Raw genomic sequence first — 25,153 nt, forward strand, 5'->3', positions numbered from 1 at the left:
CTGCCCGCTGTCTGGTAGGCGGTGGCGAGGTTGTTGCGTGAGAGCAAAGTGTCGGGGTGGTGGGGTCCCAGGACGTGGGTGCGGTCGTCGAGTGTCTGCTCGTGCATGGGGATGGCTTCGTCGAGCCTGCCCGCTGTCTGGTAGGCGGTGGCGAGGTTGTCGCGTGAGGCGAGGGTGCCGGGGTGGTGGGGTCCCAGGACGTGGGTGCGGTCGTCGAGTGTCTGCCCGTGCATGGGGATGGCTTCGTCGAGCCTGCCCGCTTCCCGGTAGGAGGTGGCGAGGTTGTTGCGTGCGGCCAGGGCGTCGGGGTGGCGGGGGCCCAGGATGCGGGTGCGGTCGTCGAGGGTCTGCTCGTACAGGGTGATGGCCTCGTGGAGCCTGCCCGCGTCCTGGTAGGCGCTGGCGAGGTTGTTGCGTGAGGCCAGGGCGTCGGGGTGGCCAGGGCCCAAAGCTTCGCCTGCCTGCGTGACAGACTCGCTGAGAGTGAGAGCCAGTTGTGGCATCCCAAGGTCGGTCGCATTCCACAGAGTCGTTGCTAGTAGTGCAGCAAAATCTGGATTGGAAAATAGTGGGCGAGAGTAGTCTTGAGATGTGGCGGCACTTATTTGTTCGACGAGATTGCGTGTTTCCTGTCGCTGCTGTTCAAAATATTCTATCCGGTCTACGTCGACCTCGTTGAGAAGGGTCGTTGTGTGCGCACGTACCTCGTTGAGCTTCTCTTGGTTGCTCAGGTAAGTTTCGCGGTAAACTTGCCCCTGGAGGCGGTGAATGATGGTCTTGTTGCCGTCAATGGATTCTTGGAGAATTGATGCACTCTTCAGGAATGACAGAGTGTCTCGAACTGCGTCGGAGTCGTCGTCAATCTCCAGAAGCCAGTGAGTCGGCACTCCGGAAGCGGCGAGAAGGGACAGTATGCCAAGGAGTAAGGTGGCGATGCTCTCCTGCTGAGGGTGCTTGGTTCTGAGTTGTTCCAAGACCTGCTCGTACGCCATGAACAGTGCGACCCCGACGGCATCCGGGTAGTCATCTCCCTCGAGGCGGCTGATGCTTGACTCGAGAGGGTGATTGCTCAGCCTCTCAAGATAGCTGGACAGAGAGTATCGCCCTGACTTGGCTGTTGCGGCCGCTTGGGCCACGGCGACAGGGAGGTCGCCGAGCGCCTCTGCGATCTGGTTGGCCGCATCTCGGTGAGCGTCACCGGTGCGTTCGCAGAGGAGAGTGATCGACTGCTCCCGTTCAAAGATGCCAACCGTCAACGGAAGCCACCCCAAACTGTCCCAATCGAGGTGGCGTGTGGTGGTGGCGATGACCCGAACTCCGCTGCCCTCAGGGGTAAGATCTCTCAGGTCGTCGAGATTCTCCACGTTGTCGAAGACGAGGAGACGGTCCGCCGCATCTGCTGAGCGTAACTGATCCAGGAAGCGCCGAATAATATTCTCCGGAGGGACATCCTGTGGTGCGTTGATGCCTGCCCGAAGTGCGAACTCATAGAGATCGGCGACAAGATCCTTGCGGGAGGCTGCATTGATCCATGCGACCAGGGGCCAGCCCTCCTCTTCAGACTTGGCGGCAACCGCGGCTGCCAGCTGAGTCTTACCGCTTCCTCTCATACCCGTCAGAACTGTCTTCGGTTCCGCGTTGGTGAAGACGGCATCGAAGAACTCGTCTTGCCCTTCTCGCTTGACGAAGCCTGTAGTGACCTTGGGGCGACTACCGAAGCGAATCCGCGTGGGCAAGGCAGATTGGTTTCGAGTGACCGCTCTATGGATCTCCTGGATATCCGTAGCCATCGCCTTGGTGTCGGAAGCCACTTCCCTCACGCGGTCGTTAGTCTCTGCCTGCCCTTCCAGCAGTCGCTCCTGTCCGGCACGTAGCTGCTCCTGGCCTGCGAGCAGTTGCTTGAGTGCGGCGAGGTCGAAGGCCCGTGAGCCTGGTGCGTGATAGATTAATTCCGAGGCAACGATGCGAATCAGATCGTTGAAGAAGGACTCGGCTGCCGTCTCGACGTTCTGGCGGCGGCCAGCCGCTCGCCGTCGGAGGTAGGTCTCGAAGTTGTCCGGGAATCGTACGGCCTCAAGGACTGCGGCGTCGTCCCCACTGAGCTCCTTGAGCGCCACCTCCATCTCGGTGACGGCTCCGGCCAGGGCGGATTGAGTGGCTCCGGTCCGCTTGTACCGCTCGCTGGCGTCCTCCACCTGCTTCTGAAGTCGGGCCTTGATGGACGCCTCCAGCGGATTCTCCTGTCCACCTCGCCCCTGCTGCAGACGTCTCAGGCTGCGCCACGCGTTGAGGACATCGTTAGGCAGCGATGCCGCGCTGCTCCATGAAGGATCCACGGCCACAGCGGCTCCGCGCATGAGCAGCCCGGTGATGCTGGCAGACAGGACAGCGAAGGAGAGGGGATCGGCCATGCCGCTATCGTACAAGCGGTCAGCGGCGCCGAAATAGAATTTTCACGACATTGACTGACTCGGCGGCGACGAGCTCGACGAGGTGGTGGGTGAAGGCGGTGTGCGCGTCATCGAGCACGCGCCCGTGGAAGGTGCGCCCCAGGTGCCAGTCGGAGGTGTGGAGGATCCGCATGCGGACACTGTCTCACAGCCCACCGACATCAATGACGGCGCCCTGTGGCGGTCAGTCGCCGGCTTCCTGATCCGGGTCCTCCTCGGTGCCGTCCTGGTCGTCCTCTGAATCCGACGGCGTCTCAAAGAGTGCCTCCGCCTCTTCAATTCGACCTGCGGTACGATAAGCATCGGCGAGTCTATGGCGTGTGTTGAGGGTGTGGGGGTGGTGGGGTCCCAGGATGCGGGTGCATCCTTTGAGGTTCCGCTCGAGCAGGGTGATGGCCTCGTTGAGTCTGCCTGTGGCTTGGTAGGCGCAGGCGAAGTTGTCGCGCGTGAAAAGTGTATCGGGATTGTCTGGGCCCAGGATGTGGATGCAGTCTTTGAGGTTCTGCTCGAGCAGGGGAATGGCCTCGTCAAGCCTGCCAGCTGTCTGGTAGGCGTTGGCGAGGTTGTTGCGTGAGAGCAGAGTGTGGGGGTGATATGGGCCCAGGATGTGGATGCAGTCTTTGAGGTTCTGCTCGAGCAGGGGAATGGCCTCTTCGATTTTGCCTGCGTCCCGGTAGGCGTTGGCGAGGTTGTTGCGTGTGGCGAGAGTGTCGGGGTGGTTGGGGCCGACGAGACGTGTACGATCCTGAAGGTTCTGTCGGTAGAGGGTGATGGCGTCTTCGAGTCTGCCCGCCTCCTGGTACGCGTTGGCGAGGTTGTTGCGAGACGCCAGAGTATAAGGGTGGTCGGGGCCCAGGAAGTAATCGGTATCAACGAAGTTCTGCTGGTAGAGGGTGATGGCTTCGTCGAGCCTGCCCGCCTCCCGATAGGCGCCGGCGAGATTATTACGAGAGGCAAAGATCTCGGTGTGATCGGGCCCTAGGGTGTGGGGATGATCTTTCTGAATCTGCTGGTGATGTGTGGTGACCTTATTAATCCCGCCACCTGCTCGGAGAGTGCTCATGAAGCTATTTCTCAGTTTCTGGGTATTGTGATGAGTGGTGTCAGGAATTGTCTTGGAATGCTTGAGATTCTGTTCAAGTAAGGCGATGGCCTTCTCGACCTGGCCTTCTAGTAGGTAGGCGTCAGCCAGGCTTTTTCGCGAGCTGAGGATGTCGGGATGACCTGCTCCTAAAGTGTCACTAGCCTTCGCGACCGAATTAACGAGGGTCAGTGCGGCCTGGTACATTCCGAGTTCCAAGGCTGTCCGTAGTGTTCTTTCGAGTATTGTCGCCATGGCGGGTTTAGTGAATAAAGACTGTGAATATTCCTGTGATGCAATGGCGCTTAGCTGTTCAATGAGGTCGTACATCTCCTCTCGTTCTCTGGGTGGGTTATACGAGGTGTGTGCGACAACGTTTTCCAGAGTCTGGATTATCGAAGTCAGGATATATTCCTTTTCTGCCTCGTTGATTAGATAATTTTCCCTGAAGGCGCGTCCTTGAAGTCGGTGAATTAAGGCCTTTCTATTGTCTGTTGAGGTCTGACATAACGAAGAATTGAATAGCGCACTGAGTGACTTCTTGGCATTCTCTCGATCAGCATCTTCTTCCAGCCAACGGATTGGCACTCCTGGAGCGGCGAGTAGCGACAGCATGCTTATCTGTTGAATCGCCAATCTTCCCTGCTTAGGGTTCTTTCTCTTGATAATGTTTACTGTCGTCTTGCAGGCTAGCCACAATGCGGTGCTGACGGTTTCGGGGTAGTTGCCACCTTCTCGCTTTTCGATGGTGGTAGCCAGAGGAAAGCTGTTTAGTCTGTCCAGGTATTCGGAGAGGGTGTATCTTTCGTTGCGGGCTGTTGTGGCCGCCTGGGTTACGGCAACGGGAAGGTCGCCGAGCACCTCTGCAATCTGGTCGGCTGCGTCGCGGTTGGTGTCGTCAGTGCGCTCACAGAGGATACTAATCGATTGGTCTCGTTGGAAAGTGCCTACCCTGATAGGTGACCAACCCAGACTATTCCAGTCAAGGTGACGCGTGGTTGTAAGGATGACTCGAATTCCATTTCCGCGAGGGATGAGTCCCTTGAGGTCGTCAAAGTTGTCCACGTTGTCGAAGATAAAGAGGCGGTTCGTAGTGTCGGCCGAACTCATCGCGTCCAGGCAGCGCTGTATGGCGATGTCCGGACGGGTGCTTTTCGGTGTGTCGGTGCTGATTCGTGTGGCGAGTTCGTAGAGATCGGCAACAAGCTCCTTGCGTGAGGCCGCATTGATCCATGCAACTAGGGGCCAGTCCTCTTTCTCGCATTTGGTGGCGATTGCGGCAGCCAGTTGAGTCTTGCCAGTACCTCGCATTCCGGTCAGGACTGTTTTCGGTTCAGCGCGAGTGATGATAGCATTGAAGAGTTGGCTCTCGACCGCCCGTGAAACGAAATTGGCGGTGACTGTAGGGCGGCTTCCGAAGTGAATCCGTTTGGGGGTGGTTTGTGATTGAGGGGGCGTGTTCCGAGTGTTGTTGATGCTGTCGACTATTTTATCCAGACGCTCGCGAGTCTCTGCTTGCCCCTTCAGCAGTTGATTCTGCCCGGCAACAAGCTGATCCCGGCCTGCGAGTAGCTGGTTGAACGCGGCGATGTCGAAGCCCCGGGATCCTGGCGTGAGGCGGATGAACTCGTCGGCGACGATGCGGGTTAGGTCGTCGAAGAAGGGCTCGGCTGTTGTCTCGACGTACCGACGGCGCCCGGCCGTCCTCCGTCGGAGGTACATCTCGAAGCGATCCGGGAACCGCACTGCCTCCAGGACTGTGGCGTCGTCCCCGCTGAGTTCCTTGAGCGCTACCTCGATCTCGGTGACGGTGCCAGCAAGGGCGGATCGAGTGACTCCGGTCCGCTCGTATCTTTCGCTGGCGGCGTCCACCTGTTTCTGAAGTCGGGCCTTGATAGACGCCTCCAGCGGATTCTCCTCGCCACCTCGACCCCGCATCAGGGTCCATATGCTGCGCCATGTGTTGACGGCCTCTCCAGGTAGTGATGCCGCGCTGCACCACGAAGGATCAACGGCCACAGCGGCTCCACGCATGACCAGTCCGGCAAGGCTGGTGGTCATGGACAGGACAGCGAAGGAGAGGGGGTCGGCCATGCCGCTATCGTACAAGCGGTCAGCGGTGCCGAAACAGAATTCTCACGGCGTCCCGAAGAGCTTCTTCGCTTCCTCGGTTCTCCCTGCGGCAAGGTAGGCATTGGCGAGGTTGTTGCGCGAGGTGAGAGTGACAGGGTGAGCAGGTCCCAGGGTGCGGGTGCGGTCCTCGAGGTTCTGCTCGAACAGGGGAATGGCGTCGTCGATCCTGCCGGCTGCCTGGTAGGCGCTGGCGAGCGTGCTGCGTGAGGTGAAGGTGTCGGGGCGGTCGGGACCCAGAATGCGAATGAAGTCGGTGAGGTTCTGCTCGAACAGGGGAATCGCCTCGTCGAGCCGGCCCGTATCCCGGTAGGCGCCGGCGAGGCTGTGGCGTGAGGCCAAGGTTTCAGGATGGTCGAGGCCCAGGGCGCGGCTAACCTCGGCGAGGTTCTGCTCGAACAGACGGATGGCCTCGTCGAGCCTGCCGGCGTCCCGGTAGGCGCCGGCGAGCGTGCCGCGCGAGGCCAAGGTTTCGGGATGGTCGGGCCCAGCGAGGCGGGTGAAGTCGGTGAGGTTCTGCTCGAACAGGGGGATGGCCTCGTCGAGCCTGCCCGTATCCCGGTAGGCGCCGGCGAGGCGGTACCGTGAGGCCAAGGTTTCAGGATGGTCGAGGCCCAGGGCGCGGCTAACCTCGTCGAGGTTCTCCTTGTACAGGGTGATGGCTTCGTCGAGCCTGCCCGCATTCCGGTAGATGGCGGCGAGGTTGAGACGTACGGCCGAGGCGCCGGAGCTGTCGGGACCCATGATGCGCAAGGCGTCTGCGAGGATCTGCTTCTTCAGGGTGATGGCCTCGTCGAATCTGCCCGCCTCCCGGTAGGCTCCGGCCAGTTCGTCGCGTGACATGAGGGTGCTGCGGTGGTCGGGGCCCAAGACGCGGCTGCGGCCGCTGAAAACCTGCTCGTACAGGGGGATGGCCTCACTGAGCCTGCCGGCTGTCTGGTAGGCGCCGGCGAGGTTGAGACGTGAGGTCAGGGTGCTGGGATGGTCGGTGCCCAAGACGCGGCTGCGGCCGCTGAAAACCTGCTCGTACAGGGCGATGGCCTTATCGAGCCTGCCGCTCGCCCGGTAGGTGCCGGCGAGGTTGTTGCGTGAAGCCAGGGTGTTGGGGTGGTGGGGGCCCAAAGCGTCGCAGACCTGGGTCACCGAGTCAGTGAGGCCAAGGGCTAGCTGCGACATCCCAAGGCTGGTCGCGTCGTGCAGTGTCTCGGCGAGCTTTGAAGACACCCGTGGCTCAGAAAACAATGACTGAGAGTAGTCCTGTGATGTGACTGAGAGAAACTGCTCGATGAGATGGTGGGTCTCGTCTCGCCGCTGTTCACCATTGTCTAGGCGGTCAACGTCAATCCCGCTGAGAACTGATGTGGCGCACGTACGCGCCTCGCCGAGCTTCTTTTGGTCATTCAGGTAGGTTTCCCGGTACACGTGTCCCTGGAGCCAGTGAATAATGGTCTTGGTGCCGTCACTGGACTCTTGGAGGATGGCAGCGCTCTTCAGGAAAGACAAGGTGTCGCGTACTGCGTCGGAGTCGCCGTCGAGCCTCAAGAGCCAGTGAGTTGGCACTCCGGAAGCAGCCAGGAGGGACAGTGTGCCGAGGAGCGATACGGCGATTCTCTCCTGCTGAGGATGCTCGGTTCTGAGCTGCTCCAAGACCTGCTCATAGGCCATGAGCAGTGCGATACCGACGGCGTCGGGGTAGTTGGCACCCTCGAGGCGACTCATGCGTGACTCGAGCGGGTGATGACTGAGCCTGTCGAGGTAGCCGGATAAGGCGTATCCACCCTGTTGTGCTGTCGTGGCGGCTTGGGTGATGGCGACGGGCACGTCGCCCAGCGCATCCGCGATCCGGTCAGCAGCTTCGCGGTGAGTGTCGCCAGTGTGCTCGCACAGGAGGGAGATCGACTGCTCCCGATCGAAGGAACCCACCGTCACCCGCAGCCACCCCAGGCGGTCCCAGCCGAGGTGGTGCGGAGTGGTAATGAGGGTCCGAACTCCCGCTCCCTCGGGGATGAGATCTCTCAGGTCGTCCGGATTCTCCACGTTGTCGAAAACGAAGAGACGGTCCGCTGCCTCTGCTGAGCGCAGCCGATCCAGGAGGCCCCGAACAATGACCTCCAGAGGAATGTTCTTCGGTGCGTCGATACCGATCCGCAGCGCGAGCTTGTAGAGACCGGCAAGGATCTCCTTGCGTGAGGCCGCATGAATCGACGCCACCAGGGGCCAGCCGTCCTCCTCGCACCTGGCCGCAACCGCAGCGGCCAGCTGCGTCTTGCCGCTTCCCCGCATCCCCGTCAGAACCGTGCGAGGCTCGGCGCGAGTGAAGACGGCCTTGAAAAGCTCATCCTGCTCCTGCCGCTTGACGAAACCTGGGGCGATTGCGGGACGACTTCCGAATCGAATGTGCGTGGGAGAAGCGGGTGGGTGGCGAGTGGTCATGCTGCGGATCTCCCCGATGTCCTTCGTCGTCGTCCTCAGTGGCTCGCGAGTCTACGCTGACCTCAGGGGCAACTGGTCCTACTCGGCCATGAGCTGCTTGAGTGGCGTGATGTCGAAGGCGGCGTGCGCGTCATTGAGCACGCCGCCCGTGGAAGGTACGCCCCAGGTGCCGGTCGGAGGTGTGGGGGAGACCCGCCTGCGGGCACTGTTTCACAGCCAACTGACATCCATGACAGCGCCTTGCGGCGTCAGTCGTCAGCATCCTGGAAGCTGGCGGAAAGTGGGCGCCTCACAAGAAGTGCTAGATAAGAGCCGTGCTGGCTGCAATCAACCCGAAGATGACTCCCGGAAAGTTAGCCGCGGCCAGAGGTAGGTCGCGCTTCTCTTTGCACAGTCCATAAATGACCCACAACGTGCAGTTCACTGCCGCTACGGATGGCTGGATGAAGTCTCCCTTGTTACCGTGCAAGTTGCCGATAATCTGTGGAATGTACGACACGTACATCATCACTGACATCGCAGTTGCGACCCATCCGAGAGTCTGCATGCGCTTCTCTTTAGTTTGTGCGCGTTCCTCTGCCATTGTGCGTCCCTTCTTGCGCGGCTGGTTTGTGGGAATGAGGGGGCCGATCGCAGGACGAAATAAGGGGCTGAGGATGCTTGGCTTGGGTGGCCGTCGCGCCTGTGAGTGACTCTCTTGTTTTATCCTATCGCGAGGATAGTGTGTGGGGAATGCGGCGAATATGTGATGTGCATTGGGGGGGAGTCGCCCCTCGAATCCGGGTTGTGCGTGTCACTCTCGGGTTTCACAATGTGCCACTCATGTCCTGACATAGAACCTATATCTAGTGTCAGAGACATCATGCCCACGCGAGGAACACCGACGTCGGCAAAATGAACACCGTCAGGCGGCGATGGTGCCGGCGGCTACCAGGGCGATGATGATGAGGCCCAGCAGCACGCGGTAGACGAGGAAGGACGTGAACTTGTTGGAGGACACGAAGCGCAGCAGCCAGGCGATGGTCGCGTAGGCGACAACGCCGGAGACGACGGTCGCGACAATGGTGGGCGTCCAGCCCACGGTGTTGCTGATGGTGCTGGCCTCCGTTGCGGCCTCCAGCAGTCCGGCCGCGACCAGGGATGGAATACCCATGTAGAAGGACAGGCGCGTGGCCGTCACCCGGTCGAACTTGAGGAACAGGCCGGCGGAGATCGTCGCCCCGGAGCGGGAGATACCGGGGAACACCGGGGCCAGGGCCTGGAATGCGCCGATGATGAGGGCGTCCTTGACGGTTACGTCCTTCATGCCCTTGGTGAGGTTCTGCTGGTGGTCGGCCAGCCACATGGCCCCCGACCAGATGATGAGGGCTCCGGCGATCACCCACAGGGAGCGGACCGGCCCCTCGATGAAGTCCTTGAACAGCAGTCCGACGGCGGCCACCGGGATCGATCCCAGGATAATGCCCCAGCCGAGCGTGTAGTCGGGGTCCTGGCGGGCCTGCTGGTTGCTCAGTCCCCTGAACCAGGCGGTGACGATGCGGACGATGTCGGCCCAGAAGTAGATGATGGCGGCGATGATCGCACCGACCTGGATGACGGCGGTGAAGGCGGTCATGCCGGCGGAGTTGATCTCGTAGCCGAGCAGCTTCTCGACGATGTTGAGGTGACCGGTGGAGGACACCGGGAGGAACTCGGTGATGCCCTCGACGATGCCGAGGAGGATGGCGTGCAGCCAGTTCAAAGGGACTCCTGGGGTGGATGGATAGTGGACTCACGGCAGGTTACCGGCGCACGGGGTGGGGAAACGGCCGGGTCACTGTGGTACCCGCCGCAGCGGTGGCGGTTCAGCCGCGCGGCGACACCGGGGCAAAGGCCCGATTCTGCGGCCGCATATCGGTTTGTATCCCTTTTATAACGTCGGATGCGGGACAAGTCCAGCCCGTGCGGCCTCGGCGTGTGGCCGAGGGGTGGCCGTTGGCGGTTGCGACTCACTCCATGACGAGGTGTGCTGCGTGCTCGCGCAGGTACTCGCGCAGATAGGGAGCGGCGAAGTCGACTTTGCCGTAGCCGGCGGTCTTGATGATTCCGGCGGCGAGCAGCCGGTTGCGGTAGACCGACACGTAGTTGACGGGGCGGTCCATGCGTTCGGCGATGTCGGCGATCTGTGACGGGCCGTCGTCCTTGGCCATGCACACGAGCATCGTGCGGTCGACGTCGGACAGGTCGCGCAGCGCTGGAGCGTGCACCAGGTTGCCGAGGCGCAGTCGGGCGGCGGTCGTTCCTGCGGCGACTGCTGGTTGGGTCACTGGGCCATCGCCGCTGTGTTTCCACACCTGGTACCCCACGAGTTGGATCATGAATGGGTAGCCGCCGGTCGCGTTCGCGCACTCCTGAGCCAGGTCGTTGCTCAGCGCCTTCTCGCCCGCGTCGAAGGTCGACTTCAAGGCGTCACAGACGTCGTCGATGGCCACCTCGCCGAGCTCGATCCGCTCGGCCCGGCGCAGGAAGGTGGTGATGTCGTCATTGAGGAGCTCCTCAACGGCCTTGGGGAGGCCCGCCATGAGCAGGCCGATAGGAGCCCCCTCGCGAATGAGGTGCTGTACCTCTGCGGACAGGGCTCGCAGCTCCTCGCGCGGAATGGCATGTACTTCGTCGATCGTGAGCAGCAGACCGGTGCCGTGTTCCGCGAGCCACTGGGTCAGTGCTCGCGCTTTCTGCCGCCAGGAGGGCTCAGGAGTAGGTGCGTGCTCGAGTGTCGCGCTACCGCCACCAAGCGGTGTGCTCAGGCTCAAGGAGGTCAGCCGTGAGCGCTCCTTGCCGGCGAGCTGCGACAGCTGGCGAGTGAACTCGGCGGCGAGTCGGTCCATGAGCCCCTCGCGTGCGGTCTCATCAACGACCACCCAGCCGCGCTCTCGTGCCGAGTCTCCCAGAGCGGTGAGCATGACGGTCTTCCCGACGCCCCTGGCGCCAGTGATGAGCTCCAGGAGCCCAGGCGCTCCGGGGCCGTCGTCGAGGCTTTCCAGAAACTCCTCAATGACGCGGTTGCGGCCAACAAGCAACGGAGGCGTTGCTCCCGCTGTCGGTTTGAAGGGGTTGGCCATGTGTGATCGTCTCCACTTTTGCGCGTTTTAGATCTTTTAGATCTTTTATAACTTCGGGGTGCACTGATGTCCAGCAGAAGGGAACGTCGGCTCAACCCGGGCCCGGCTCAGTCCGTCTCGGCGCTCAGGTGGTGCAGGGCGACGTCGTGCAGCAGTGAGTTCGTGGCCACCGCGTTGCCCCCGAAGGGGCCGGGCTCGCCGTCCAGGGAGGTGAAGCGCCCGCCCGCCTCGGTGACCACGGGCACGAGCGCCGCCATGTCGTAAAGCTCGAGCTCGGGCTCGGCGGCCAGGTCCACGGCGCCCTCGGCCACGAGCATGTAGGACCAGAAGTCCCCGTAGGCACGGGTGCGCCAGCACGACTGCATGAGCCCCAGCATCCCGCGCAGCCGCTTGGTCTGAGCCCACCCCGACAGCGAGGAGTAGGACATCGAGGCCCGGGTGAGGTCGTCGACGCCGGACACCGACAGCCGCCGCGCCGAGCTCAGGGAGCGCCCGGTCCAGGCCCCGCCGCCGGACACGGCCCACCAGCGCCTCCCCAGCGCGGGGGCCGAGACCAGCCCGACGACGCACTGGCCGTCCTCGATGAGGCCGATGAGCGTGGCCCACACCGGCACGCCCCGCACGAAGTTCTTGGTCCCGTCGATCGGGTCGATGACCCACTGGCGCGAGGAGTGCCCGGTGGTGGGCAGCTCCTCACCCAGGACGGAGTCGCGCCCGCGCGCCCGCCCCAGCTGCTCGCGGATGACGCGCTCGGCCTCCTTGTCGGCCTCGGTGACCGGTGTGAGGTCCGACTTGGTCTCCACGGTGAAGTTACCGGCGTCGAAGCGGGCCAGGGTGAGGCTGTCCACCTTGTTGGCGATCGTGTGCGCCAGGTGCAGGTCATCGCGCCAGCGCCGTTGCTTGGCCGGGGGAGCCGTCAGCGCGGGCTGCGCCGCTGCCGGTGAGGGCGCCGCGGGCGGTTCCGGAAAGACGGGGCGCTGTGGGCGGGGAGTCTCGCTCATGGCACCACGGTAACGGGGGAGCGGGCTCGGCGAGACCCCACCGTCGTCGGGCGCGCCACCCGGCAGGCCGCCCGGCGTGTGCCGAGTCGTTATCTCGCCGTGAGATTCCTGGCGGCGTCAGAGGTGTGCGGGAGGCGTAGGGGAGGGATGGTTAATTTCCCGTTATATTGCGGAAGAACGGCGTCGGTCATCGCGCGGATAGGTGCCTTCGATTTGGCGGGCTGTTATTGGTTCGTTACGCTGACGAGTATGACCCAACCCGGGAGGCTCAATGCAGCATAATGCCGGTTTTACCAGGGATGACGTCGTCACAGCGGCCCTCGAGATCGGTGTGGACCGGTTCACGATGGGCAAGGTGGCGCGTCGGCTCGGGGTGAGTGCGGCTGATCTGGGACGCACCGTCAGCTCTCGCGACGACCTGCTCGTGGCTTGCCTGGAGCGCGTGTCCGCCGACGTCACACTGCCCCCCACCGGCCTGAGCTGGCAGGACTACCTGCGCCGGCTCTCCGACTCGCTGTGGGACGTGCTCGACGCCCATCCCGGCCTGGACCACACCCTCATCAACCTGGCCTGGGCCTACGTGCCCTTCATGTCCGTGGCCAAGCGCGCCCACAACGCCCTCGTCTCCGGGGGCCTGCGCAGCGAGGACGCCTACCTGGCGCTCAACTACACCCTCTCAACGGTTCTGACCGCCCACCAGCAAGCGGTCGCCATGGCCGAGACCGTCGAGTCCGACCGTCAGCCGGGCCGGAGCGAGCGCGGCATCGACGTCGCCACCCGCATGTGGGACGAGCGCTTCGGCGACTCGAACGCCGCCCTGGGTATGCGTGGGCCCCATGAGCTGCACAGTGGCGACGACGCCGACCGCGTCCCCTTCCGCCCCAAGGAGTCCTGGCTGGACCGCGGTGCGATGGCTCCCAAGCTGGAGGTCATCATCGGCGGCTTCTCCGGCCTGAGCGACGTCCTGTCCGGCGCCGGGAGCCCCGGCGCCTCACGGGGGCCATCCCCCGCTTCACAGTCCAACGACACCAGGGAGTCCTCCGTGAACACTCTCGTTCTCGTCTTCCACCCCAACATCTCCGAGTCCCGGGTCAACAAGGCCCTCGGGGCCGCGGCGGAGTCGCTCGGCGGCAACATCACCGTGCGCTACATGTACGACCTCTACCCCGACTTCAACATCGATGTGGCCACCGAGCAGGCGGCTCTGCTGGGCGCCGACCGCATCGTGCTGCAGTACCCCATGTACTGGCTCTCCTGCCCGCCCCTGCTCAAGAAGTGGCTCGACGACGTCCTCACCTTCGGCTGGGCCTACGGATCGACCGGCACGGCCCTGCACGGCAAGGAGCTGCTCCTGGCCGTCAGCGTCGGCGGCGCCGGCAGCGCCTACGGCCGCGAGGGCGCGCACATCTACACGATCCACGAGTTCCTGCGGCCCATGCAGGGAACCTCGCGAGTCATCGGCACCAAGTACGCGGTGCCCTTCCTGTCGGTGGGCGCCCTGGAGATCACCGATGAGGCCATCGCCCGCCGGGCGCAGGACTACGCCGCGGTCCTCCAGACCCCCGAGCTCCCGCTGCTCGACATCTTCGGCTGAGGTCCTTCAGCGGTCCTGAGCTACTGGGTCCCCGTCGGCGCGATGGCCGGCGGGGACCCGGTGTAACTATGGGGAGCGCCGTAGGATTTCGGCATGGTTGAGATCGTTGCGTACCGGCCGGAGCAGCGTCAGGCGCTGCTGGACCTGTCCCTGCGCGCCTGGGCTCCAGTCTTCCCACTCATGGAGCAGGACGTGCCCGCCTTCGTCTACCGCTCCTTCTACCCCGAGGGCTGGCGGCAGCGACAGTTCTCCGATCTTGCCGAGGTCCTCGATGGCGAGCCCGACGGCGTCGACGTCGCCGTTGTCGACGGTCGCCCGGTGGGCTGGGTGTGCACCCGTCTGCATCCCGAGGACAGGATGGGGGAGGTCTATATCGTCGTCGTCGACCCCGACTACCAGCGTCACGGCATTGGCCGTGCCCTCATGAACCACTCCATGGAGCGGGCCCGGGCCGCCGGGATGGCCATGGTGATGGTGGAGACCGGCGGGGACCTGGGGCACGCCCCGGCCCGCGCCACCTACGAGGGGCTCGGCTTCCAGCGCTGGCCGGTGGCGCGCTACTTCAAGGACCTGGCCGACGGCGACTGAGACACCCGTGAGACGCCCCGAGGGCCCAGACCGGCGAACCGGCCTGGGCCCTCGGGCATGTGGACGCTGCCTGCTGGCGGACTCAGCCGCGGAGGTCCAGAACCGGCAGGCTCGTGGACTGCAGGGTGGCGGCGTAGTCCTCGGCCCGCTGGGCCAGGGCCTCGTCGGTGATGGTGAGGGTCCCGGTGGTGGTGAAAGGTGCCAGGTAGGTCATCTGGACCATGTTGGCCGTCGCCTGGAGGGGCCGCAGCAGCTCGGTGAGCGTGTAGCCGTAGGAGGACTCGTGGCTGTAGGCCTCGCCGGGGCCACCGGTGCTCACGGCCACCAGCAGCTCCTTGCCGGCCAGGGCCTTACCGGTTGAGCCGTAGGCCCAGCCGTAGAGGAGCACGTCGTCGAGCCACTGCTTGAGCAGTGCGGGGGTGGAGTACCAGTACATGGGGAACTGGAGGACGACCCGGTCGGCGGCCTCCAGGGCGGCCTGCTCGGCGGCGACGTCGACCTTCTGGTCGGGGTAGAGGTCGTACATGTAGCGCACGGTGACGTCGTTACCGAGGGCCTCGGCCTTGGCCGCCAGGGACCGGTTGGCGCGCGAGGCGGACATGTCGGGGTGGAAGACGAGAATGAGAGTCTTCATGAATGCTCCTGTTAGCAGACGGTGATGGTGGGTCGTGCAGCTCGGATCAGGGCTCTAGGAGCACCTTGATGGCGCGGCGCTCGTCCATGGCCTTGTATGCCTCGGGGGCCTCCTCCAGGGGCAGGCGCAGGGTGAAGACCTTGCCGGGGTTGATCTCGCGCTTGAGGATGCGGTCGATGAGGTCGGGCAGGAAGCGGCGCACGGGGGCAGGGCCGCCCAGCATGTGGATCTCGGCGAAGAAGAGCTGGTCTCCGGGCAGGGAGACACCGTGGGCGACGCCCACGTAGCCGAGGTGCCCGCCGGGGCGGCAGGAGGCGATGGCCTGCATCATCGAGGTCTGGTTGCCCACGGCCTCGACGACACCGTGCGCGCCGTAGCCGCCGGTGAGCTCCTTGACCTTCGCGGCGCCCTCGTCGCCACGCTCGGCGATGACGACGTCGGCGCCGAACTCGCGGGCGAGCGCCGCCCGGTCCTCGTGGCGGGAGAAGGCGATGACCTTCTCAGCCCCCAGGGCCTTGGCGGCCAGGACGGCGGACAGACCCACGGCGCCGTCGCCGACCACCGCGATGGTCTTGCCGGGGCCGGCCTGGGCGGCCACCGCCCCGAACCACCCCGTTCCCAGCACGTCGGAGGCTGCGAGCAGTGAGGCGATGATCTCGGGGTCCTCGGGCTTGCCGCCGGGAACGACGACGAGGGTCCCGTCGGCCAGGGCCACGCGCGTGTACTCGGCCTGGGTGTCTCTGATGAAGCCGCCGTTGGCGCAGCGCGACTGGAAGCCGTCCTCGCAGATCTCGCAGGTGTTGTCGCTCAGGCAGAAGGAGCCGACGACGAAGTCGCCGACCTTGACGCTTGTGACCTCGTCGCCGACCTCGACAACGGTGCCCACGTACTCGTGGCCCATCGGGCGGGCCTCCTCCACGGGGGAGATTCCCCGGTAGGGCCACAGATCCGAGCCACACACGCAGGCGGCCTCGAGCTTGACGACGGCGTCGGTGGGCTCGATGACGTGGGGGACCTCGCGGTCCTCGACACGGACGTCGCCAGCAGCGTGCATGACGACGCCACGCATGGTGGTGGGCAGGGCGGGAGCAGAAGCAGTCACAGGTATGTCCTCACATCAGTTCTGGTTGATACGTGAAGACTAAGCGCGGGCCTCGGTGCAGGTCCACCACCTGGCAGGTTCTGCCAGGGGCGGCCGGTGGGGGAGTGGGGGACCTATTTGGCGTGTGAGGCAGGTGTGTTTCGGCCCGAGCGCGGGCGACGACCGGTGCCGGTGAGTGGTCCGTGAGGCCCACAGGCGGTCGCGGGTGATCGCGCTCGGCCGAAGTCGGGGCGCGGGCGGCGCCGTTCCCTACCCCGCCTTGCCGCCCGACGCCGTGTCCCGGGTCGTGCGCGGAAGCGGCAGAACCAGCGGGGTCCCGGTGAGCGGATCGGAGATGACCTGGACCGCCAGGCCGAAGACCTCCTCGACCATCTCGGCGGTGACGACCCACCGGGAGTCAACGTGTCCGGTGGTTGCCGGACGGGGGCTTCACCTGGGTGGCCCGTTCCGCCCTGAAGCGGCGTGTGAGTCTGGAACCGCCCCGTGGTTCGCTGACCGGAGCCGGTCCTCGGGGTCTCGCCTGGGACGCCCAGGCCGCCCCCGCGGGTGCCTCGTTGTGGCTGCGTGATGGTTGGTGGAGTCCTGCGAGGTCAGGTGACACCAATCCACTGCAGGTCACGCAGCCACGATGACTCTCCTTGGCCTCGGTCGAGGTCGACGGTTATGGGCTGGGTGACGCGAGAGGTGCCGACTCCCCAGGGGAGTGCGGGGAGTCCTGTTTCGGGGTTTTCCACAGGGTGTGTTCGGGGTCTGGTGCGGGGGTGTTGGGGCAGGTAGTGTCAATGCACCGTCTGGACGGGCAGTGTCGCCCGGCCGGGCGGGGTGTGAGTTGTTTAGGTGGCGAGGAGGCTTCCGTGATGAGTACGTCCCTACGATCCCCCAAGCCCACAGGTGCCCGGCGGCCAGTACCCGGCCCCGGCCAGGTCGCCGTGGCGAGGCCGCACCGTGGCGCGCACCGTCGTCGAAAGGGTGTGGCTGGCGTGGTGGCGGTGTGTGTGCTGGCGCTGGGGGTGGCGGCCTGCTCGGTCAAGGACGCCAAGGCCGAGGCCAGTGCGAGCGCTAGTGCCAGCGCGTCTGCGGCTGTTGCTCGGGCTGAGAAGGGCATCGCTGACGCCAACGCGAGTGCGACCGCCTCCCGGGAAGCCGCCTTGACTCCTGAGCTGCGCGCCAAGCGCGACGCCGCCCTGGCCGAACCCGCCCCAGCCAAGCCCCCACAGATGAACGAGGAGACCGCCGAAGGCGCAGCAGCCAGCGTCGGCTACTTCCTCGACCTCTACCGCTACGCCTTCATGACCGGCAACACCACCGAACTAGCAAAGATGAGCGAAGATCGGTGCGTATTTTGCCAATCGGTCATCGATCGAGCAAATGATCTACACAAGGATGGGGGGTGGTCAAATAAGTGGGAGCAAGACATCACAAACATCAAGTACTACGATAAACTCGAAGGATACAACTACAACCTTGTCCATGTATACATCAACTATGGCCAAATGACGTGGTGTCATCCAGGGAAGACCCCTGAGACCGCCGACCCGATCGAGGGGCAAGAGCTCAAGTTCGGTGTTCGATACGTCAACGGTCGATGGATGATCGGCGAAGGGGAGGTGATTTCAAAATGAGGAACATTTTCATGATGGCGGCCATTACGTCAGTGGTGCTACTTCCAACGACTTCAGCCCAAAGTGACCCAATATCATCTGATCCGACTGTCACTGGAAACTCCTCTGGAAGTCGGACACAGATTACCGGAGAAGCTAGCGAGACGATAGAATTACCTGATTCGCCTCCTGGTGAGCCTCCGTCTCAGGAGCGTCCGGCTGTGACGGCTTCGGATCCGTCGATGTGGGAGGAGCAGTCTCATCGGGAGTGCTCACCGGAGAAGGACGAGTACGGGCTGGACAAGTACAAGTGCAACCTGGCTACCCTCCACCGTCCCACCCAACCCGACCAACCCACCACCACCAGCGGCGGTGGTGCCCGGACGGTCACGATCACCACCCGCCAGGCCGCGACATTGATTGCTCAGGGTTCTGGGATTACGCGTCAGCCCCCGGGCCCCAAGGTCATCATCTCCAAGGCCTTCATCGTCTACACCAACCCCGCCGTGCGCTACCAGACCACCACCATCCTGGGCACTCCCATCGAGGTCGAGTTCACCCCCACCACCTACACCTGGAACTGGGAAGACGGCACCACCACAACCACCACCGACCCCGGAGCCCCCTACCCCCACCAGACCGTCACCCACCACTACCAGCACACCGCCACCGGCGTGACCACGACCCTGACCACCACCTGGACCACCCGATACCGCCCCGCCGGTGAGAGCCAGTGGCGGCCCATCGAGGGCACCATCACCACCACCGAGACCTCCACCCCCTACGACCTGGTCCGCGTCGTCACCTACCTCACCGACGACGCCGAAGAAGCCCAAGGCCACTAACCCTCCACACCCAGCACCCGCCCACGCCTCAGACCACCAGGCTCACTCCGCGAGTGTGGTGTCACAACTGGCGACTTTTACGAGCATCTCTGGCCGACGAGGCTTCGCGCCCAGACACATACGCGCAGGTCAGAGCCTTACAGGCTCGGGCACGTCAGCCGACGGACGGCTTAAAAGTCGCCAATCGTGACACCAAGGGCGCACGGCGCACCGCTGAGACCCCCACTCAACCCACAGCACCTAAGTCCCAGATGCTGGCGCACACAGTTGCGCCTTAGACCGTCGAGCTCGCCGAGTGGTGTCACAACTGGCGACTTTTACGAGCATCTCTGGCCGACGAGGCTTCGCGCCCAGACACATACGCGCAGATCAGAACCGCACAGGCCCAGGCACGTCAGCCGACGGACGGCTTAAAAGTCGCCAAACGTGACACCACGGCCCGCTGATGCCGCGGTCAAGGTCGGACAGAGCTCCAGGACCCAGTGCCGCGGTCAAGGCCGGCTGGACGCCCATGCCCTTATGCCGCCCTCAAGGCTGAGAAGTCGGCCGGGATAGCCCGCAGCCTTCAGCGACTCGATGGCCCGGACCGACCGCACCCCGGCAGCGCACACCACCACCGTGAGCCGACCCGGGTCGAGCTCGTCCATGTGTGCCGTCACCTCACGCAGCGGAATGTGCAGCGCCCCCTCCATCGGTTCGAGCGCCACCTCGACGTCCTCACGCACATCCAGCAGCGCCGGCGGCTTGGCGCCATTCAGGAGCCGCCTCAGCTCGGCCGCGGAGACGACACCCACTCCCGCCCCTGAATCCAGGACCTCGCCACCTTCCTGAATTCGGCTGGCAGCAGCGGGACCGGACGCGGAACTCCCTGGCCGCAGGCAGGAGTCAACCCCGGAGCGGGGTTCCTTCGGCTGCGCGTCGGCCTCACAGGCTCGGGGGAGTGCGCAGGCATCAGCCTCAGCGACCAGAGCGGTGATCGTCGGGTTCTCCCCGCACACCGGGCAGGCTGGGTTCTTCGCCACCGGAATCTCCCGCAGGCGCGCCCCCCAGACGTCCAGCATCGCCAGCCTCCCCAGCAGTGGTTGCCCGCCGCCGATCACCAGCTTGAGTGCCTCGGCGGCTTGCATCGTCCCGATGATGCCGGGCAGCACCCCCAGCACCCCGGCCTCCGCGCAGGAGGGTACCGAGCCTGCGGGCGGCGGGGCGGGGTGCAGGCACCGGTAGCACGGGCCCCGGAGCGCGTCGAAGACCCCCACCTGCCCGTTGAACCCCAGCACCGCCCCGTGCACCAGCGGCAGCCCCAGCATGACAGCGGCGTCATTGACTAGGTACCGCGTGGGGAAGTTGTCCGTGCCGTCGATGACCACGTCCCAGCCGCCCAGCAGCTCCCGGGCATTGTCCGCCGTCAACCGAGTCCGGTGGGCAACGACCTCAATATCGGGATTGAGTGCCCTGATCGCCTCGGCCGCCGAGTCCACCTTAGAGCGCCCCACGGCCGCCGTGGCATGGATGACCTGGCGTTGCAGGTTGGAGACGTCGACGTCGTCGTCGTCAATGAGCCCGATCGTCCCCACCCCGGCGGCCGCCAGGTACAGGGCCGCCGGTGCCCCGAGCCCGCCGGCACCGATGAGCAGGATCCGGGAGGCGCGGATGCGCTGCTGCCCCACGAGCCCCACCTGCGGCACGAGGGCATTGCGGTGGTAGCGCTCCAGCTCATCGCGGCTCAGCGGCCGCAGACGCTCCTCAGCGATTACCGATCCGCAGACGCCAACGCGATCGTTTCGGTCAACGGTGCTCACAAGGCCCTCCCTCATTCTCATCCGGTCCTTCTCTCAACGCCCCGGTATTGCAGTTCTCAACCCCGGCGAGCCAGGATACGAACCTGCACCGCCTTGATGACGCAGCAGACCTCCCGGCCCTCGGTGATGCCGAGCTCGGCGACGGCTCCGGCGGTGACCGCCGCCGACAGCCGCTGTCCCTCCTCCAGCTCCAGGCGCACGCTCACCAGCGCCCCCGAGCGCTCCAGCCCCGTCACCCGGCCGGTCAGGACGTTGCGGGGGCTGCCGTGCGGCGCCTGACGGTAGAGGGCGACGGCGTCGGGTGGCACCAGCGCGATCCCCGGAGCTCCGGGGTGCAGCACCTCGTCGTGGCCTTTCCGGTGCCCCTGCTCGCCGACCTGCCCGCCAGTGGCATCCCCCTGGGGCCGGCCATGGATAACCTGCCCTGACGGCAGCCGCAGCCCGGGAGCCTCGGCGTCGCCGTCGATGACCCCGGTGAGCACGGCTGTCCCCGTCAGGTGGGCGACGAAGTCCGAACGCGGCGCCGACAGGACCTTCGCCGTCGGCCCCTGCTCCACGACGCGGCCCCGGTCCAGGACGACGACGTCCTCGGCCAGCGCCGTCAGGTCCAGGACGTCGTGGGTCACCAGCAGCAGCGTCAGCCCCTCCTCGGCGCATCGACGCGCCACCAGGCGGCGCATCTCCTGGCGGGCGGTGACGTCCAGGGCGGCCATCGGCTCATCCAGGACCAGCAGGCGGGGCCCCGTCGCCAGCGCCCGGGCCAGCGCCACGCGGGCCGCCTGCCCGCCTGAGAGCGCACCTCCCGGGCGGGAGGCCAGGTGTTCGGCCCCGACGGCGGCCAGCTCGGCGCGGGCCCGACGCGTCGCCTCCGCTCGGCTCACCCCCTGGCAGCGCAGCGCGAACACCACGTTGCCCAGCACCGACATGTGGGTGAAGACGCCCGGCTCCTGGCTGAGCAGCGCGACCTGGCGCCGCCCCGCCCGCACGAAGCGCCCAGGGTCGTCCAGGACCCGCCCGCCGAGCACGACCCGGCCGTTCTCGGCGTCCAGCAGGCCGGCCACCACGGAGCAGACCGTTGACTTGCCCGATCCGTTGGGGCCGATGAGCGCCGTCGTGCGACCCGCCTCCACCTCCAGGTCGACGACGACGTCGCGCTGCGGCAGCTCGAAGGCGACCTGCAGGTCCTGGCCGCGCCCGATGCCCTCCTGGGGTGCCTTGGCGGACGCGATACGCGCGGAAGAGGGCACGTCACCGTTGGACTCCTCATTCGAGGAGAGCTCGGACGTCGGGACGACCTCCTGCCCGTCCCGCTCCTGGCGAGCAGTCAGCAGTGCACCGACCAGACCGGACCAGTCCACGGTCGTGGCCCCGACGATGATGAACGACAACCCGATGAGCACCACTGCGAGAGCCAGGGCCGTGGCAGTGTCGCTCTCCTTCTCCAAGTAGATGGCCAGCGGCATCGTGCGGGTGACGCCCTCCCGGGAACCCGCGAAGGCGATGGTCGCCCCGAACTCACCCAGGCTCCGGCCCAGAGCCAGGGCGGTGCCCCGAGCCAACGCAGGAGCCGCCAGCGGCAGCGTGACCTGTGTCAGCACCCGCCAGGGCCCCGCCCCCAGCGTTCGAGCCGTGGTCTCGGCAAGAGTGTCGCGGCTGCGCAACGCCGCCTCCAGAGTGACCACCAGGTAAGGCATGGCGACGAAGACCTGAGCGAGTACGACGGCGGTCGTCGTGAAGGCGATCGGAATATCCCACGCCTCCAGGTAGGCACCGAACACGCCCCGACGTCCGAAGGTCGCCAGCAGTGCGATACCGGCCACCACCGGCGGCATCGTCATCGGTAGAATCGCGAGAACTCGTGCGAACCTCACTCCCGGCCAGCTGCGGGACAGGAGCAGTGCCAGCGGTATACCCAGTACCACGCAGACCAGCGTGGCGATCAGGCAGGTGCGGATCGAGAGCCACAGGGCGGCTTGCGCCGATGGCGTCCCCAGCAGCTGGGGGAGCTGCCCCCAGGACACGCGCGTCCCCATGCCCACCAGGGGCAGGATGATCGCGCTGCCCCCCAGGATCGCCAGGACAGTGACGAGCACCGGCAGGGGGGAACGAGCGGCCCGCCCACGCCCCGGAAGGGCGCGGACGGGCCGCTGTACTGACTGCTGCGCGGAGCGCGCAGTGGGGGATGTCTGGTTCACAGAATCATGTGTACCAGGTCAGCGAGGCTGGCCTGCTCTCCGTCACGGAGCAGTCGTCTCCACCGTGGGCTTGTCCGCCTCCGGGGTGGAGGAGCCCCCAGCGGTCGCGGCCTGGGACGGGGTGGCGCTGGCCGCGGTACTGGCCGTAGCGGCGCCCCCGGCGCTGGGGCTCGCCCCGGCACTCGCACTAGTGGTGTCGCCGGGCTTCCCGAAACCGTACTTGGCCAGGATCTCCTGACCGGACTTGCTGGTGATGGCGTTGATGAAAACCTGAGCGGCCTCGGGGTTGGAGGGCTTGGCCGTCTGGGCGATCGGGTAGTGGTTCACGACGCCCTTATTGTCGATGGTGATCTCATCGACCTTGTCCTTGGCGGCCACTGCATCAGTCTTGTAGACCACGCCCGCGTCGGCCTCGCCGGACTCGACCTTGGTGCGCACATCCGTCACCTTCTGCTCCTCGGAGACCGGGTTGAGAGTGACGTTGTAGGCCTTGGCCAGCTCCTTGGCGGCATTGCCGCACGGAGCGGTCTCCACACAGATCACGAGTTTGGCGTTGTCGAGTGAGGAGTCAATGCCCTTGACGTTGGCGGGATTGCCCTTGGGGACGATGAGGGTCGGGACGTTGGTGGCGAACTCGGTGCGCTCACCGACCAGCTTCTGCTCCACGGCCTTGTTCATGGTGGGCTCGTCGGCCGTGGCCAGGACGTCGGCGCTGTCGCCGCCCGCCAGGGAGGCCACCAGGTCCTGGGAGCCCTGGAAGTCGAAGGTGACGTCCAGGCCGGGGTTGTCCTTCTCCACGGTCTTCTCGATCTCCTCGAAGGCCTTCTGGAGGGAGGCCGCGGCCAGGACCGTTACCTTGCCGGTGGCTTTCTGCGCGCCGCCCGAGGCGCTCGCGGAGGCGGCTCCGGTGGCCCCACCCGTGGAGCTGTTGGAGGCGGAGCCTCCGCAGGCGGCCAAGGAGACGGCGGAGAGCAGGCTGACGGCGGCGATCGCCGCACGACGTGAGATACCCATTGCGTGTCCTTTCGGGCTGAGGCAGCCGAGATCAGGCGCCTTGGGAAGGGGTGACGTCGTTGGCCCCCTGGTTGCCGGTGCCCTGGGTCCGCACCGGGGTCCAGCCTCGTGAGGTCTGAGCGGTGGAGGTGGCGCCCTCGCGGGAACGGTAGACCACATAGGGGCGGGTCACGTAGCCCACGGGCGCGGAGACCACGTGGACCAGGCGGGTGAAGGGCCAGATCGCCAGGAGCAGGAAGCCCGCGATGACATGGAGCTTGAAGGAGACCGGGACGTCGGCCATGAGCTCGGGGCGCGGCTGGAGAACCAGCACCGAGCGCAGCCAGGGGCTGATCGTCTCGCGGTAGTCGTAGCCGTGGGCGTCGGCGAGCTGGTTGAGGACCGTGGCCGCCGAGCCCAGCAGGATCGGCACGATGAGGAAGCAGTACATGACCAGGTCGTTGCGGGTGGTGGCCAGGCGCACGCTCTTGACGACGATGCGCCGGTAGATGAGCCCGACCAGGCCCACGATCGTCAGGATGGCCGCGAAGGTTCCCAGGTAGGTGGCGCCCAGGTGGTACATGTGCTGGGAGACGCCCAGCATCTCGGTGACGTCCTTGGGCACCAGCAGCCCGACGACGTGACCGCCCATCACCATGAGGAAGCCCAGGTGGAACAGGGGGGAGGCCAGGCGCAGGATGCGGGACTCGTTCCACTGCGAGGATCGGGAGGTCCAGCCGAACTGGTCGGTGCGCCACCGCCAGATCATGCCTGCCACCAGCAGCACCAGGCTGGCGTAGGGCAGGGCCACCCACATGAGGTTCTGCTGAATCGGGCTCATGTCATGCTCTCCTGGCTGCTCGTGAAGGGGGAAGGATCGGCGACTGGTGCCGAGCCCGGCACGGCGGGTGCACCGGACAGGCTCGGGTTGCGCACGGGAATGGTCGGGAAGGGCAGGGTATTGGTGACACCGACGGTCTCGGTGGGCGGACCGGCCGCCACGAGGGCGCGCACGCGCTCGGCGGTGGCCTCGTCGATCTGCGGCAGAGTCATCGAGACGGCCTCCACCAGCCCCGCGTAGGGGGAGGCGGCGTCGGCCAGGGCGCTGCGCAGCACCTCGATGCCCTCCCGGTGGGAGGACAGGAGCGCGCTGGCCACCTCGTCGCCGCTGCGTGCAGACAGCTCGAGGACCACCGGCAGGTAGTCGGGCAGCTCGTCGGCGGCCATCTCGTAGCCGGCGGCCGCCAGCGCCTGCTTGAAGGCCAGCAGCGCGGCGCCCCGGTGCCGGGTGTCTCCCACCGTGTAGTACGTCAGGTACAGGCAGCAGCGCCGACGTCGGTCGAAGACCTCCACGTAGTGCTCGGCCATGGCCCGCTCGCCGCGGCGCCGCGCCTGAGCGATGAAGTCCTCCAGGAGGACGGCCACCTCCGCCGGTAGCGTGGCCAGCTCGGCCTCGACGGCGTTCAGGCGCGTCTCCAGAGTCCCCTCGGCCGGGTAGTCCAGCAGCAGCGAGGCCGCCATGTGCACGGTGGCTCGCTGGGAGGGCGTCAGGTGCACCTCGGCGGGTTTCTCAAGAACCCGGGGGGCGCGGACGAAGGAGACCATC

At 65.5% G+C, this 25,153-nt stretch carries 19 protein-coding genes and 1 pseudogene; 4 read left to right on the forward strand and 16 right to left on the reverse strand.

Annotation, left to right across the window (positions count from 1 at the left end):
- The 8 genes from FK267_RS06370 to hisN form a co-directional block, all read right to left on the reverse strand.
- A partial coding sequence (locus FK267_RS06370) for a tetratricopeptide repeat protein (RefSeq protein WP_141406678.1) occupies window positions 1-2,411 on the reverse strand: 2,411 nt, incomplete at its 3' end.
- A 19-nt stretch (window positions 2,412-2,430) separates the two neighbouring features.
- The gene (locus FK267_RS13415) at window positions 2,431-2,583 is read right to left on the reverse strand and encodes a hypothetical protein (RefSeq protein WP_170198612.1); all 153 of its coding nucleotides are present in this window, start codon (window positions 2,581-2,583) and stop codon (window positions 2,431-2,433) included.
- Window positions 2,584-2,634: 51 nt separating this feature from the next.
- Window positions 2,635-5,625: an FxSxx-COOH system tetratricopeptide repeat protein gene (gene fxsT, locus FK267_RS06375; protein WP_141406679.1), complete on the reverse strand. Its 2,991-nt coding sequence runs from the start codon at window positions 5,623-5,625 to the stop codon at window positions 2,635-2,637.
- A 42-nt stretch (window positions 5,626-5,667) separates the two neighbouring features.
- Complete coding sequence (locus tag FK267_RS06380; protein ID WP_141406680.1) at window positions 5,668-8,094, reverse strand: tetratricopeptide repeat protein; 2,427 nt, start codon at window positions 8,092-8,094, stop codon at window positions 5,668-5,670.
- A gap of 301 nt (window positions 8,095-8,395) precedes the next feature.
- On the reverse strand, window positions 8,396-8,677 hold the full coding sequence (locus tag FK267_RS06385) for a SemiSWEET family transporter (RefSeq protein WP_020991728.1): 282 nt from the start codon (window positions 8,675-8,677) through the stop codon (window positions 8,396-8,398).
- Between the two features lie 321 nt (window positions 8,678-8,998).
- The gene (locus tag FK267_RS06390; RefSeq protein ID WP_003786934.1) at window positions 8,999-9,835 is read right to left on the reverse strand and encodes an undecaprenyl-diphosphate phosphatase; all 837 of its coding nucleotides are present in this window, start codon (window positions 9,833-9,835) and stop codon (window positions 8,999-9,001) included.
- Between the two features lie 247 nt (window positions 9,836-10,082).
- On the reverse strand, window positions 10,083-11,195 hold the full coding sequence (locus FK267_RS06395; protein WP_003786932.1) for an ATP-binding protein: 1,113 nt from the start codon (window positions 11,193-11,195) through the stop codon (window positions 10,083-10,085).
- Window positions 11,196-11,302: 107 nt separating this feature from the next.
- On the reverse strand, window positions 11,303-12,196 hold the full coding sequence (gene hisN, locus FK267_RS06400; RefSeq protein WP_003786930.1) for a histidinol-phosphatase: 894 nt from the start codon (window positions 12,194-12,196) through the stop codon (window positions 11,303-11,305).
- Between the two features lie 271 nt (window positions 12,197-12,467).
- On the opposite strand from hisN, the gene FK267_RS13775 reads away from it, so the two are divergent.
- Together FK267_RS13775 and FK267_RS06410 are read left to right on the forward strand one after the other, a co-directional pair.
- Entirely contained in the window at window positions 12,468-13,790 is a 1,323-nt protein-coding gene (locus FK267_RS13775) for an NAD(P)H-dependent oxidoreductase (protein ID WP_020991727.1), read from the forward strand.
- 93 nt (window positions 13,791-13,883) lie between these two features.
- Window positions 13,884-14,378, forward strand: coding sequence for a GNAT family N-acetyltransferase (locus tag FK267_RS06410; protein WP_070510908.1), 495 nt, complete (start codon window positions 13,884-13,886; stop codon window positions 14,376-14,378).
- A gap of 82 nt (window positions 14,379-14,460) precedes the next feature.
- On the opposite strand, the gene FK267_RS06415 is transcribed toward FK267_RS06410, so the two are convergent.
- The 3 genes and pseudogenes from FK267_RS06415 to fecE all read right to left on the reverse strand — a co-directional run.
- Entirely contained in the window at window positions 14,461-15,012 is a 552-nt protein-coding gene (locus tag FK267_RS06415; protein WP_141406681.1) for an NAD(P)H-dependent oxidoreductase, read from the reverse strand.
- A 46-nt stretch (window positions 15,013-15,058) separates the two neighbouring features.
- Window positions 15,059-16,081 carry a zinc-dependent alcohol dehydrogenase family protein gene (locus FK267_RS06420; RefSeq protein ID WP_141406808.1) on the reverse strand — a complete coding sequence of 341 codons (1,023 nt, stop codon included), beginning with the start codon at window positions 16,079-16,081 and terminating at the stop codon, window positions 15,059-15,061.
- A gap of 282 nt (window positions 16,082-16,363) precedes the next feature.
- A pseudogene (gene fecE, locus FK267_RS06425) lies at window positions 16,364-16,501 on the reverse strand (Fe(3+) dicitrate ABC transporter ATP-binding protein FecE); the annotation flags it as partial.
- Window positions 16,502-16,971: 470 nt separating this feature from the next.
- Between fecE and FK267_RS06430 the strand changes: the two are divergent.
- Both FK267_RS06430 and FK267_RS06435 read left to right on the forward strand, forming a co-directional pair.
- The gene (locus tag FK267_RS06430) at window positions 16,972-17,736 is read left to right on the forward strand and encodes a DUF6318 family protein (RefSeq protein ID WP_373693167.1); all 765 of its coding nucleotides are present in this window, start codon (window positions 16,972-16,974) and stop codon (window positions 17,734-17,736) included.
- Window positions 17,733-18,560, forward strand: a complete 828-nt coding sequence (locus tag FK267_RS06435) for a zinc transporter (RefSeq protein WP_373693155.1) — start codon at window positions 17,733-17,735, stop codon at window positions 18,558-18,560. The genes FK267_RS06430 and FK267_RS06435 overlap by 4 nt, the downstream gene beginning before the upstream one ends.
- Window positions 18,561-19,051: 491 nt before the next feature.
- Here the strand turns inward: FK267_RS06435 and moeB are convergent, their stop codons facing one another.
- The 5 genes from moeB to narJ are packed head-to-tail and all read right to left on the reverse strand — an operon-like array spanning window position 19,052 to window position 25,152.
- Entirely contained in the window at window positions 19,052-20,374 is a 1,323-nt protein-coding gene (moeB, locus tag FK267_RS06440; RefSeq protein WP_075375252.1) for a molybdopterin-synthase adenylyltransferase MoeB, read from the reverse strand.
- A 41-nt stretch (window positions 20,375-20,415) separates the two neighbouring features.
- The gene (locus tag FK267_RS06445; protein WP_141406682.1) at window positions 20,416-22,554 is read right to left on the reverse strand and encodes an ABC transporter permease; all 2,139 of its coding nucleotides are present in this window, start codon (window positions 22,552-22,554) and stop codon (window positions 20,416-20,418) included.
- Between the two features lie 42 nt (window positions 22,555-22,596).
- Window positions 22,597-23,568, reverse strand: a complete 972-nt coding sequence (gene modA / locus FK267_RS06450; RefSeq protein ID WP_141406683.1) for a molybdate ABC transporter substrate-binding protein — start codon at window positions 23,566-23,568, stop codon at window positions 22,597-22,599.
- A 31-nt stretch (window positions 23,569-23,599) separates the two neighbouring features.
- Complete coding sequence (gene narI, locus FK267_RS06455) at window positions 23,600-24,388, reverse strand: respiratory nitrate reductase subunit gamma (RefSeq protein ID WP_075254575.1); 789 nt, start codon at window positions 24,386-24,388, stop codon at window positions 23,600-23,602.
- On the reverse strand, window positions 24,385-25,152 hold the full coding sequence (gene narJ / locus FK267_RS06460; protein ID WP_141406684.1) for a nitrate reductase molybdenum cofactor assembly chaperone: 768 nt from the start codon (window positions 25,150-25,152) through the stop codon (window positions 24,385-24,387). The genes narI and narJ overlap by 4 nt, the downstream gene beginning before the upstream one ends.
- Window position 25,153 lies beyond the last annotated feature (1 nt).

This window comes from Actinomyces oris (genome assembly GCF_006546825.1).
Taxonomy (GTDB): Bacteria; Actinomycetota; Actinomycetes; order Actinomycetales; family Actinomycetaceae; genus Actinomyces; species Actinomyces oris.